The organism is Ruegeria sp. CDSA020 (assembly GCF_059612345.1).
In genome coordinates, this window is the sequence record NZ_JBXWQK010000010.1 from 1 (window position 1) to 12,479 (window position 12,479).

Annotated in this window: 11 protein-coding genes and 3 tRNA genes; 7 read left to right on the forward strand and 7 right to left on the reverse strand. The window is 54.6% G+C overall.

Annotation, left to right across the window (positions count from 1 at the left end; all coding sequences use genetic code 11):
* Positions 1-138 precede the first annotated feature (138 nt).
* The gene (locus AC2FJW_RS16440) at positions 139-513 is read right to left on the reverse strand and encodes a hypothetical protein (protein WP_142638198.1); all 375 of its coding nucleotides are present in this window, start codon (positions 511-513) and stop codon (positions 139-141) included.
* 49 nt (positions 514-562) lie between these two features.
* Here AC2FJW_RS16440 and AC2FJW_RS16445 point away from each other — a divergent pair, with 49 nt between their 5' ends.
* On the forward strand, positions 563-1,363 hold the full coding sequence (locus tag AC2FJW_RS16445; protein WP_496750779.1) for an alpha/beta fold hydrolase: 801 nt from the start codon (positions 563-565) through the stop codon (positions 1,361-1,363).
* Positions 1,364-1,411: 48 nt separating this feature from the next.
* Here AC2FJW_RS16445 and AC2FJW_RS16450 read toward each other — a convergent pair whose 3' ends face one another.
* From AC2FJW_RS16450 to AC2FJW_RS16460, 3 genes are all read right to left on the reverse strand, one after another.
* Positions 1,412-1,783 (reverse strand): rhodanese-like domain-containing protein, encoded by a 372-nt coding sequence (locus AC2FJW_RS16450; protein ID WP_496750707.1) that lies wholly within the window; start codon positions 1,781-1,783, stop codon positions 1,412-1,414.
* A 225-nt stretch (positions 1,784-2,008) separates the two neighbouring features.
* Positions 2,009-2,094: transfer RNA gene (locus AC2FJW_RS16455), tRNA-Leu, on the reverse strand.
* Between the two features lie 239 nt (positions 2,095-2,333).
* Positions 2,334-2,421: transfer RNA gene (locus tag AC2FJW_RS16460), tRNA-Thr, on the reverse strand.
* A gap of 231 nt (positions 2,422-2,652) precedes the next feature.
* Here AC2FJW_RS16460 and AC2FJW_RS16465 point away from each other — a divergent pair.
* The 5 genes from AC2FJW_RS16465 (at position 2,653) to AC2FJW_RS16485 (ending at position 8,614) form a co-directional block, all read left to right on the forward strand.
* Positions 2,653-3,819, forward strand: a complete 1,167-nt coding sequence (locus AC2FJW_RS16465) for a tyrosine-type recombinase/integrase (RefSeq protein ID WP_496750708.1) — start codon at positions 2,653-2,655, stop codon at positions 3,817-3,819.
* Positions 3,816-4,391, forward strand: a complete 576-nt coding sequence (locus AC2FJW_RS16470; protein WP_496750709.1) for a hypothetical protein — start codon at positions 3,816-3,818, stop codon at positions 4,389-4,391. Before AC2FJW_RS16465 ends, AC2FJW_RS16470 begins: the two co-directional genes overlap by 4 nt.
* Before the next feature lie 304 nt (positions 4,392-4,695).
* A complete protein-coding gene (locus AC2FJW_RS16475; RefSeq protein ID WP_366871110.1) occupies positions 4,696-4,884 on the forward strand; it encodes a helix-turn-helix transcriptional regulator in 189 nt (62 codons plus the stop codon).
* Position 4,885: 1 nt separating this feature from the next.
* Positions 4,886-5,815 carry a hypothetical protein gene (locus tag AC2FJW_RS16480; protein ID WP_496750710.1) on the forward strand — a complete coding sequence of 310 codons (930 nt, stop codon included), beginning with the start codon at positions 4,886-4,888 and terminating at the stop codon, positions 5,813-5,815.
* A 228-nt stretch (positions 5,816-6,043) separates the two neighbouring features.
* Positions 6,044-8,614 (forward strand): DUF5906 domain-containing protein, encoded by a 2,571-nt coding sequence (locus tag AC2FJW_RS16485; RefSeq protein WP_496750711.1) that lies wholly within the window; start codon positions 6,044-6,046, stop codon positions 8,612-8,614.
* A gap of 135 nt (positions 8,615-8,749) precedes the next feature.
* Here AC2FJW_RS16485 and AC2FJW_RS16490 read toward each other — a convergent pair whose 3' ends face one another.
* A complete protein-coding gene (locus AC2FJW_RS16490) occupies positions 8,750-9,739 on the reverse strand; it encodes a toll/interleukin-1 receptor domain-containing protein (protein WP_496750712.1) in 990 nt (329 codons plus the stop codon).
* Positions 9,740-9,836: 97 nt separating this feature from the next.
* A complete protein-coding gene (locus AC2FJW_RS16495; RefSeq protein ID WP_496750713.1) occupies positions 9,837-10,490 on the reverse strand; it encodes a hypothetical protein in 654 nt (217 codons plus the stop codon).
* Positions 10,491-10,660: 170 nt separating this feature from the next.
* Between AC2FJW_RS16495 and AC2FJW_RS16500 the strand changes: the two genes are divergently transcribed.
* The gene (locus AC2FJW_RS16500; RefSeq protein WP_496750715.1) at positions 10,661-11,053 is read left to right on the forward strand and encodes a hypothetical protein; all 393 of its coding nucleotides are present in this window, start codon (positions 10,661-10,663) and stop codon (positions 11,051-11,053) included.
* Positions 11,054-12,253: 1,200 nt separating this feature from the next.
* Here the strand turns inward: AC2FJW_RS16500 and AC2FJW_RS16505 are convergent.
* Positions 12,254-12,329 (reverse strand) — tRNA-Thr (locus AC2FJW_RS16505).
* Positions 12,330-12,479 lie beyond the last annotated feature (150 nt).

The following is a 12,479-nucleotide window of genomic DNA, read 5'->3' on the forward strand; positions in this document are numbered from 1 at the left end:
ACGGTAACGGTGAGGCCGAGGCCAAAGTCAAAGCCGAAGTCGCAAACCTCTGCGCCAGATTCCCTATCTATCCAAACCTGTAAGAATTCAGTCATCCAAGAACAAAACGGCGCCAATCCGGCGCCGTTTTTTTTGTGGTCAGATAAGCCCCTGCCACAACATGAAGATCAGCAACAAAGCAGAAAAGGCCAACAGGTTAAAAGTCAGCCCGCCCAGCATTCCCAGAAACCATCCCATCCTCCGATCCGCCAAATTGATACCCCCCAGATGTTTTTGAACCTCTTCCGAGGCCTGGATCAGTTTTGGATTGTCCAGCACAAGTCGCAGTTTTGGATGGGCCGCCATCTGCTCTGCTTGTGCCAGAACCATTGCCTGTTTGTATATCCGGCGCGGCAGTTGCCTTTTGGCCTTTTTGACCGAGGCGGTCAGCGTTTTGTCGCGCACACCCAACTTGTCACGCAACAGCTGTATGGTCTGCGCAATTTGGGTTTGTATATCTGTGTCTTGCGGCATGCTGCGGCCTCCTGAGCTGACAGTTTACCCATGTGGAACAGGGGCCACAATGGGGCTGGCCGTTTCAGATTGCGGCGGGTATCACGGTTATATGCTGAACACGATCATACATGGTGAACCAACCGACAAGCCCCCTTTGCTGATCGCCCATGGCCTATTTGGCTCGGCCCGGAACTGGGGGGTCATCGCCCGCCGGCTATCTGACGAGCGGCAAGTTGTGGCGGTTGATATGCGCAACCACGCAAACAGCATGTGGACGCATGACCATGGGTATTCCGATCTAGCAAATGATCTGGCCGAAGTTATCGTCCAGTTCGGCGGACAGGCAGATGTCGTCGGACATTCGATGGGCGGCAAGGCATCCATGACTTTAGCCCTGCTGCACAGCGCAAAGCTGCGCAAACTGGTGGTGGCAGACATCGCCCCGGTGGCCTATAGCCACAGTCAGATTCAGTTTATTGAAGCGATGCGCGCGGTGGACCTTTCCCGGGTCGAGCGTCGCTCGGACGCTGAACAACAACTGGCCGACAACGGAGTCGAAAAATCCCTTCAGAGCTTTTTCACGCAGTCACTCGACATCAACGGACAGCGTTGGCTTTTGAACCTGGATACTTTGGCCTCTGAAATGCCCAAGATCATGGGCTTTCCTGAAATAGACGCATCCTGGGGTGGTCAAACACTGTTTTTGTCCGGGGGGGAGTCCGACTATGTGCTGCCTGAACATCGCTCAGTGATCCGCGGAATGTTCCCTTCGGCACGTTTTGCAAAAATACCTGGTGCAGGACATTGGTTGCATGCGGAAAAACCGCGTGAGTTCGAGGCCGCCGTCAGGACATTCCTCAACGCCTGACCTGACCTTTCGACCGATCACAGCTCGGGTTCTGGCGTTTCCTATTGGCTAGGCGACTTCGCCCCCGCCATTCACCCAATCGACCAAGCCACCCAGGTTATAGACCTGCTCATACCCCATGTCCTGCAACAGCTTTCCCGCAAGGGCGGCGCGGCCACCCGAGGCACAATACAAGACAACTGGGCGATCTTTGCGAAGCTCTGGATCATGTGATTGCAGAGTGTCATCGGCCCGAAACTCCAACATACCGCGCGGGATATGATGAGACCCCGAAGCACGCCCTGTCTGCTGCAATTCCGCTGCATCGCGGATGTCCAGAAGCAGGCCACCTCGCTCCAAGATCTCGACCGCTTTGGCTCTCTGGATTCGCTCGACGGTGGAGTTCGCAGCTTCCATCATTTGTTTCACGGTCAACGGCATATGGTGTCTCCTGAAGAAATTTACGGGATGCTAACATGCAGGAACTGGAAGGTGTAGCCTGACAGGCCCTCACCTTAGGCTGGATAGATATTGGACATTTAATGCACGACACCGATTTTTGCGCTGGACCAATCCCGGTATTCAATTCCCGCCGAACCCGAACCAAAGCAAATCGGGAGAGGTTCCGCTGCATCGAGACTTGAAAATCAATCAGGGTGTCAGAGGTGGTGCGGGCGGTGGGACTCGAACCCACACGGGCATACGCCCTTCAGATTTTAAGTCTGATATGTCTACCATTCCATCACGCCCGCACAGCGCGTTGGGCCAGTTTTTAGGCTGAAAGCACCAGTAAGGCCATAAGGCTATGAACACAATGCGTTTCGCCGATGCAACCTGCGGAAATTCAATCGCCGCCTTTGACCACCACCCCATTTACGCAGGCCATCAGAAAAAGTCCTCGGAGAAACTCTTCGTTGCGCAAAGCGCCTGCGCTGTCCCAAACATTGTGACTTTAGCAAAATCAAGGAACAGAAGGAATCTTAGAGTGAAATGGTGCCCCCACACGGACTCGAACCGCGGACCTACTGATTACAAATCAAGTAGCAAGGGTGTTGCAAGGGCGTGCGAACCATTGCGATGCGTTGCATCTAAGAGATTGATTTCATTCCATTAACGGTGCCAGCCGCATTGCGAGGCGTTATCATTTGTTACATGCGAATGCGACGCGTGATTTGTGAAATTGTCTGCCATATGTCTGACAGCAGCACAGGAAAAGTGATCTTATTTCTTGTTGATGCGCAGATCCCCGTCGCCCTACGGATGAAGAGGCCAGACCAGAAATAGGTCGGCCAGTTTGAAAGGGTTTGGATATGGTTGAACGTGTCAGATTGACGGATCGCTCGGTGGCTGCGCTTAAGGCGCGGGACAAGCGCTATGACGTATCGGACAGCCTACGGGTTGGTCTTCGTGTTCGAGTAACCCCGACTGGGATCAAAACTTGGGTGTTTGAAAAGCGCATTCGTGGCGGTCCCCTGCGTAGCCACACCCTTGGCCGTTTTCCTGCCATCAGCCTGTCTGAGGCACGGGAGAAAGCAATCGCGCTTGAGAAAGAGGCCATGGAAGGCGTCGACCGCAAGGCCGAGCAAATCCGCAATACAACGGTCGCCACAGTTTTGGACGCTTACAAGACGCTTCATCTCGACAACCTAAAATCCGGCGCTGAGCGTTACCGCCAGTTACAGACCGCGTTGGCTGACCACTCGACCAAGCCGATTTCCAAGCTGACCCGGCGCGATATGCAGGCTTTCATTGACGCGACCGCAGCAAGTGCCCCGATCCATGCAAACCGCTACAAGGCGGCATTGAGTGCATTCGGCAAGTTCGCATGGCAGCGGTCATATACGGATGAAAACATCGGCGCTGGTTTGTCAAACGCAGTGCGGGAAAAACCACGCGACCGGGTTCTGACGCTGGACGAAATCCGCGCCATCTATGACGCCGCCGAGTTCCTTAGCCCCCTGTGGACACCGATAGTTCGCCTGCTCATCCTGACTGCGCAACGCCGCTCGGACATTGCGCACCTACGCTGGTCTGAGGTCGAACTGGAGAAGCAGCGCTTCACCCTGCCTGCTGCTCGCACCAAATCAGGACGCGCCCATATCGTTCACTTGTCAGAGGCCGCACTGGCGGAACTGCCAGAGCAAGGCGATTGGGATTTGCTTTTCACGACCACAGGAAACAGCCCGGTTTCGGGGTTCAGCAAGATGAAGCGGGAACTGGACAAACTTCTGCCTGATCTTGAGCCTTGGCGGTTTCATGATTTCCGCACATCCTTTGCAACAGTAATGGCGGAATCCGGGGCCAATGAAGGTGTGGTGGATCGCATCCTCAATCACGCCGCCACAGGGTCGGCGGCGTCAGCGGTCGCGCGGGTTTACAACATGTCCAGCCAATTGCCCCAGCGCGCCAAGGTATTGGATGATTGGGCCGCATTGATCACGCAGCGAGAATCCAATGTGGTGAGACTGGCGGTATGACAAGCGCAACCGATCCCGTGGGCCTGCTGACCCACTACCTACAGCGCACCTATCCCGAACCGATCATTGCTGCAATTCGGACCAGCGATGCCGTGCTACTGCGTGAACTTGGATACCCGGCAATCCCTGATCGAGTTCAGGCGTTCAATGACTATTGCGCTCTTGATCCCGACGCACAACGGGACTTGGTACTGCGGTTGTTAAACGTGGCGGCGGAAAAGCAAAACCAAGCAGCATGGGACGAGGCAGCGGATTTGGTTAACCGAATGACCGCGGCATATAAAATCTGGGGTGTGGAACACCGTCACTTCCGCGACCTTCAATTTGAACTTAATCTGGTTCCACGTCCAAAACCCGGAAAACGGCGGCCCAACGCGACCGCCGATCAGCGGAAGGCGCTGATGAAAACTTTAGTTACCATCCTTGTCGAAGAGTTCGGGCTACAAGCTTCGCACAATGATGCCAACGATAACGATTGCGCCTGCGCAATTGTCGCCCGCGTCTGCGCCGCCCATTTCGAAGACACACGGTTCACCGAATCTGCGGCGCATACCGCGTACTATCGAAACTAACGCTCTGCCCCTCACGCCCATCCCCGATATGACCTCGACGCCCCAAGTGTCGCGCTGTTGCTAGGATCGCAAGGCGATCACTCCCACAAATGCCCCAACACACACGACGCCCCTAAAACCGCCTTACAACGCGGAATTTGAAAGTGGCCAAATAGACGCCCCATGCCTCGAATGACAGAAGCGCCCCGCCCAACTGTGGTCGCTGTGTCTCTGTGTGAAATTTGGGGGGCCTCCCCATACATCACACGCGCACGCTGAACACGCCGCTTACGTTGATTGCAGAACAGCAATTGAGGGCGACACAATGGACGAGATCAGACTTCTCCGGCGTCAGCAGGTTGTCGATTTGACGGGTCTGTCCGTCTCGACCCTGTACGCGAAAATCCGAAACAACGAATTTCCCAAACCGCTCAAGACGAGCGCAAACACCGTGGCGTGGCGATATTCAGACGTCGCGGCATGGGTACAATCACTCCAAGAAGTGGAACGCTGAAATGACCGAGGCAATTACGAAAGAACTGAACTTGAGCGGCGAGATTAAGCGGGCGTTGAAAACCCATGGCAAATCCTTCACGCCAGACGCGGTTCAACACCTCATCGACGAAACCAAGTCCCTCATTGGCGATCTCGAAGGCGAAATTACCGAAAAACAGAAGGTTGTCCGGGACATCACCACCGAAGACGACGACCGCGAAAGTGCAAAACGTGATCTGTTGGCGCTGCAAGGGCAATTGGACATGTTCAGCGATGCCTTGCCACGATTGGAGGAATTGCATCGGCTGGTCACAGTCCGGGTGCGAGATGAACAGCAAAAGCGCGATTACACGGCGCTGCAAAAGGAGGGGGCAGAACTACACACCTTGATGCGTGAGTTTATGCAAGCTTGTCCCGGTTTCGCGCGACTGTTGGCTCGCACGGCGCGGTATCACGATGCCATCCGCCGTTTCAATCAGCCACCGCAGGCAGGCCACCAGTTCATCAACCCGAAGGATCGACTGGAAAGCAAATATGAACCGCTGCCTCATATCGCCCCTGACGCTTTTGTCCGCCAATCCGTGATCTGCGACATGACCGGGGCTGTTCTGTATTCTGGTGCTACACCCAAAGCCAGTCACCCAGCCCCAATAGCGGCAAACCCTGTGGACACCGTTAAACACGCCTCCGAAATTGAGCAGGTAAAGCAGACTAGGGAAATGCAATCCCATGCCCAAAACCGTCTCAAGGCATTCGCTGTGACGGCTCAGGCGCAAGGCGTTACAATCGAGACCGTAGCGTCATGGCAAAACATGACCGACGTTGACCTTAAACGAGTTCAAGAACAGGCTGACGGCAAGTTCTTGGCAGAGGCACAGCGCGAACTTGAAAAGGCCATTGGCGCGGAACAGCCCCCTGCGAAGATGGACGGGCCGAGCGGTGGGCATTGAGCCTGTATCGCCCTCAAAAAATCGGCTCGCTGACAAATGATCAGCGGGCCAATCTCAAACTACCCATAAAAATCAAAGGGGTAATCTGACCTGCTGCTTCCAAGCAGACGTATGTCAGACAAAATCCCGTTTTCGATACGGAATGAGGCAGAAGTCATGCCGCGATTGACCACACCATTTGATGCTTCCGCTGTGGCCCCCATCCCAAGCGCCACAATACGCTTTGCTATGATCCCACCTGAAATGAAAGCCAGCCGCAGCTGGTTAGTATCCACAGGCGGGAAAAAGAAACCGTTCCCCGTCCGCAATGGCAAAGTCATCGTTGATAACGCCGACACCGGGGCGAGATGGAAAAACCCGGATTACCTTTGCTCGTATGAAGAAGTTCTTGAAGCGGTCGAGCAAGACCCCAGCCTGAACCTCATGTTCGTTTTGGGCGTCGGCAATGATTTCATCTGCCTCGATCTCGATCCCATGGAGAAAGTCGCCGCTGCATTTGTGCCGATGGCGACAAAGCTCCGCGAGGCGCTGGCGTCGGCGCTTGGTGGCTTCACCTATTGTGAGCGGTCAATCTCTGGACGCGGGTTGCACTATATCGGTCGCGGCCCTGATGTGCAGCACCATAAAGAAAAGCTGCCCGTCCGGGATGTGGAATTGGATTTGCTTTTCACCAGCTGCCTTCTGATCACAGGCAACGCGGTCGATGATTGCACCGACACCCCGGACATTAGCGAGGCGGCAAATAACCTGCTGCGCGACTTCGCCAAGAAGCCAGTGGCGCGACCCACTGTGGACACCAAGATCACACCTTATGTAAGCAGCGAGGCGCGATTGCGGGCTATCATCGGCAACGGCATCCATGGTCGCGCGTTCCGCACTGGTGAGTGCGGCGACGTTTCACAGGCCCGTATCGGTATCATTCACACATTAGCCGAGTTCTGCACGGATGAGCAGCGGGCTTACAACATTCTCGCCAGCAGTCCACTTATGCAGATGGATGATGGCAGCGGCGAAACGCGCTTGGCCAAGATGGATCGGCTCTGGGCCGATGACTGGAAAGCTGCTCAAGTCACCACCGAGGCGAACCGCAGGCAGCGGGCTTTGTCCGAAGGTCAAGACGGGGTGATTGAAGACCTGACCCGCGAAAGCCTGTCGGAACAGAGCGACTACGTGAATTACCGCGTTCAGCATCATGCCCTTACCCTGTTGCAGCAAGCCGTGATGCGGAGACACTGCGACACCGACGCGTTGGCCCCGGTTGTTGGCTATCTCGAACGCGGCGTCCGGGACTTGGGGGAAGTACGGGATGTATTTGAGAAACGAGATAAGCAGCGGGCAGTTGAACGTTTGCTGGCAATCCAGATGGCGTTTGAAGCCTTTGGGCACGACTTGCCCGAGTCTGCCGAAATGAACCGGTACATGATGGCTATGGTGCTTGAGGAAGCGCAGATAGACCGCCGAAATGTTTTTCGAAAATACAAGGAAATGTACCACATCATCGAGAACTACGGCGGTAAGAAAATGGTATTCCTCAACCAGCCGGACGGTTTCACAGGGGCATATGCCTGCTGGACAGAACCCGAATTTGCCCGCGCCCGCCGCCAAGACAAGGTGTTGGCTGGTTGGGATGAAAACGGCGCACCCATCATCAAACCGGCCGCGCAGGAATGGTTGGATTCCCCAATGTCACCCCGATATTTCAAGCGGGAGATGTGCTACGGGGTGACAGAGCGGGTTGTCATGCGGCCCGAGGGGCGTGTCCTGAACACATTTGAGGGTTGGGGCACTCAGCCGGTCGCCGGGGAATGGCCTGCTATCCATTATCTGATCCGCGACATTGTTTGCGCCGGAGACGAGACATGCGCGGCCTACGTTCTCGACTATCTCGCACATATGGTACAACAGCCATCGGACTTGCCCGGAACAGCCATCATCCTGCAAAGCGAAGAACAAGGCACCGGGAAATCAACCTTCATGGAAATTCTGCGCGAGTTGTTCGGCCCGAAATACTGCGGAACAACGGCAGACGCAGATACGTTTGTCGGTCAGTTCAATTCCGCCGCCAAGGATAAGTTGCTCCTTCATTTTGAAGAGGCGATAGCGCCGAACGACCGCAAACTTGAAAGCAAGCTCAAAGCCCTGATTACCAATGAAACCTTGAGCTACAACGCCAAAGGCATTGCGGCAGTCGAGGCACGAAACTGCGCCCGTGTGTTCATGACTTCCAATGCCGCCTATGTCGCGCACCTCGCCCGTCATGACCGGCGCATGTTTGTTCTCAAGGTATCACCCAAACATGCCGAAGATCGGGCATTCTGGGGTCAGTTCCGGGCGACCTACAAGCCCGAGTTGGGCGCGTTCATGCACCACCTGTGGACACGGGATATTGGTCACTTCAAGGCGACACGCGTTCCATACACCGCCGGTCGGGATGAGCAGAAAATGGAGTCCGCCACCGGCCCAGACCGGATTTTGCGGGAGTTGCTACGGGAGGGAATTTTGCCAATCGGTTCCGAACTCAAGGCCGAAGGATGGGCGGTCCGAGCGAACCTTCTGCATGAACACTTTGTCCGACAAGGCTACGCAGGTAAAGGCCTGTCGGCGCGGGGTGGCAGCGCCGCCGTGAAACCAGTCACCACAGGGGCGAAAAATGCCCGATCAACGATTAACGGCGTTTCCAGCGTTGCCCGCCACCTGTTCCTGCCACCGCTTCCCGAGGCGCGGCAAATGTTCCTGGATCACATGGGCATTCAATCATTTGATTGGGGCGACGATAGCGACGACTGGGCCACGGCCTGATACCGGCTCTGTCGCCCTCTGAGGCGCGGTATGTGGGGTCGATAGGCGTTTTCGTGGCCTCCCGCCCCCAATCACAAATCAGCCCCGTAGAACCAACGAAACAATGGCGAATAGCTAACATATCCTTGGACGCTGCTAACTGTCGTCGTTGTCGGAATCGTCTTCAACGCCTTCTGCAATGTGACGGTCAAGTTTGAATGAGATTGCGCGATCCACAAAGTGGGGCAATTCCATCATCAGAATGTGGCCCGACTTAGTTTTCATCATCCGTTCACCCCAAGGGCCACGGGTAGTCATCTCGACAATCTTCATCAAGTTGTGACCAATTTCCCTTGCTTGAGACGGTGATGCGTTCTTTAGATCGCGTCGAGCCTCAATCAAGACCTCTGCCAGCCAAGGCATTCTATCTCGGACGAAGCCGGCTAGCAGGGCCAGAGATAGATCGCTGTCCCGACTGTCCATCATCCTATGCATCATTTCGTCCAAAAAACGTGGATCAAGATCACGGGACCGAGGGTACGAGTACCTGATTTCACGTTCCATCATTTCCGGGTCAAAGTCTCGCATACGAGCGCCGAGGCCGCGGACCTGTGACACCAAATCTTCAAGGATTTCGGTCTGCGGACGCATATGCTTCTCTGCTTCTCCCTTGTCCGGGATTTCAGCGAGCTTGCCCTCAAGTTGTGTCCACAGTGCTGGAACCAATTGCTCAATGGTCGCGTCGGCAGCTTTGTTCTCGGCAACATCGTTGATGGACTTGGCAACATCAAGCATGCCTTGTTGATCAACTTTGATGGCTTGGAATTGAGACAACGGGCCACTCAAATCGCTAAGCTCAAGTCCGAAGAGTAGTGGAATGACTTTCGCGTCCTGCATGGACTTGGATAAAGCCCCGGCTTCGAACAAAATCCATTCAGAGTTCAGGTTTTCAGGTGTGATGCACAGAATGCCAAAGTTGGAGGTTTCGAGTTCACCCGCAATTGCCTGCGCCCAGCGGTCGCCCGCTCCAATGTCCTTATCCGACACCCAAGGTTCTGCGTATTGCAGAATTAGTGGCAACCATTCCTTGAGCGCTACAGCCATCGCTTTGCTGCGTTTCCCGCTCCAACTAATGAATACTTTCATAGAATCCCCAAACCGAATTTACTTGATCGCCACAACATCGCTCCATTCTGAGTTGTGCGCAAGCAAACCTGTGGCTTTGGGGGGCGTCCTTTTCGATTCAAAAGAACCAGCGGCGTTGCTGGTCATAGATACCCAGATGCTCAATCATGGTGTCGTGACCGCGCACGTCCTTGCCACGGGTGCGCATGATGCAGGGGTTCAGGTGTGACATGCGCAGCAGGGATTTGCGGAGCAGGATCATATGGGCGACTTTGGGATAATCGGCGGCTGGGTATAAGTTGGAAACCTTGTCGCCGATCTTCGCCCATGCCGCCCGGGCCACTGTGGACACCTTTTGTGGCCCCTTTTGCTCCATAAGGGCCATCATCGCGTATCCTGCATATGGGTCGCTCTCTTCATACTCAGCCCGGTAGTCGATCCGGGTTAGCCCATGCCCGCCGCCGTTAACCGGCTTCCATTCAAAACCATGAAATTCGGATTTGCCGCGCCGACCGTCCAACACATAGACGCGGGCGTGGGTCACTCTGGGGCCAGACTTGCGACGGAAATATTCAACGGCGTTGTCCTGCATGTCTGCCAGCGCCAGTTCGAAATCCGGGAAGCAGAAGAACTTCCGCGCATACAGGCTTTTGTCGTTTGAAAGCAGGTTGAACGCACCAAACATGAGGCGGTTTTGGATCGCCCAATCCAAGTCCTTGCGCATGTCCTTCTCGTCAAAATCCATCCCGGTCGGCACGTCATTTTTAAGCATCGTTTTGTCCTCATTTCACGCCCCCATTTTATGCGCTTAGGCGATTGCTCCCAAACGGTAATCCATGTTTCCACAGGGTAATGAGATGGCGTTTGCACCCCGCAATCTGAGACCGTTTGCCACGCAGATTCAGCCGCCATATTGTTGTGGGCAGATGTGAGGATTTCGACATGACACCCGAAGTAGAACAAGGAGTCCGGCAGGCGCTGGAACTCAAGGCCCGTTCTGGTAACGTAGACGCCGCCAAGTTGCTGTTTGCAGAACGCGCCAAACAAGTGCGCCCCGTCAAATTTGATGACTGCCCCAACGTGGACGAGTTGCAAAAACGCTTTGGCGAATACATGGGCCAAGAGAGTTTGACCGCAGCCGAGGCCGACGCCGCCTCCAAAGCATTCGACCGGCTATTCAAAACCATCGTGGCCCGCGACAAGCTCGCCAAAGAGCAAGCCGCCAATACCAGCCGAACATCCGGCTTAATGATGGTCCCGGTTATGAATGTCGAAACGTGGGAAGCCGAGGCGGAGCGGTCTCAAGCGGCCCTGAAACTACACGCCCGCGCATAGTCGATCTGATCAATCCCCATTCCAGTGTCCACAGGGTTCGTGTCACCAGTGGACATCCTCGCCCCCGTGTCACTGGCATGGGGGCTTTTTTTTGTACTCATTGAGCCGGGTTCTGGGGGGATATTCATGCTGGCTCGTCGGGCCTACCCCCGCACATTTATCCGTGTTTATTCGATATATCCGGTAGGCTGTTTGGCGTCATACCTGAACCTGCCCCCTATTTGTTACGTTTCAAAATAACACATCAACGCATTGAAATCATTCACAAAAAAATGGATTTGTGACGTTTGTTACGTTGTGAGGGGGGCCTGAAATCGTGTGTTTTTCGGACGATTTTCGCGGGGGATACGTGGCACAAGTACGCGTTGCCTATGTAGTATATACGTATTTTTGATATTTATATTATGATGAACTTATATACGTAACAAATATAACAAACATAACAATATAATAAAAACAATGAGTTAGGTGGAGTATATCCGTTATGTTTCTGTTATGTCCGTTACGTTCCAGCGGGTTTGATGCGGATTGAGCGGTATCGCCCTGCACACCCCGATGCGCCCTGCTGAGTTTACTACCGCTTGGGCACGAGGTGCCGAGACGTGCGAGCGCGGCGTTGGCTGCATGGCCTAGTATAACATACCCCCCCTATGTAGTGGGGGGTGGGGTCCGATCTGGGTGGAGGTGTCCATTTACTTATGCGCCGCATTTTCGGCTGAAAAAGGCGCTTGAGATAAGCGGCCCCATGACCGCGCCCCCCTGTGGTCACTGTACCAACCTGCGAATTACAGGAGGAGTGGTTTTCCCGTCAAAAAGGTCGTGGTGCAAGATCGCCAACGACTTCATGTGGTCGGACAAATTCTGTCTGACTTGGGTTTGCGTCAGACGTTGCACCCCCATTGGCCGGGATCACAGCCCTGTCGCGCCCTAATACGTCCACGAATGCAGGCCGTCTGCGATAAAGGGGCGGATTGCACGGCGATGAAGAGCTTGCGGGTGATGGCTATGCGTCAATCAGGGCTGACGCCCCTATAATCCGCTTATCGTGTATTTTCGCCCAACTGAGGCCCCCAGAATCATGGCCCCCTGTGGCTACCAATGTCGGCCTGCGCAAAATGTCTGCCATATGTCTGATCGCGCGACCAACAGCAAAAGTGCGCGAGCAACAATCGCGTAACTTATTGATTTTTAAAGATTAAATGGTGCCCCCACACGGACTCGAACCGCGGACCTACTGATTACAAATCAGTTGCTCTACCAGCTGAGCTATAGGGGCACTTGGTGTCGATTAATGCCTCTCGTTACGGACTTCAAGACAGAATTTTGCCGCCGCTTAACGATTTTCTGTATTCATGGCACTGGGTCTGGCCCAGAGATTTTACTCCGCCTGGTTTGACTGTGCGGAGTACAGCCTGTAACCCAGCAG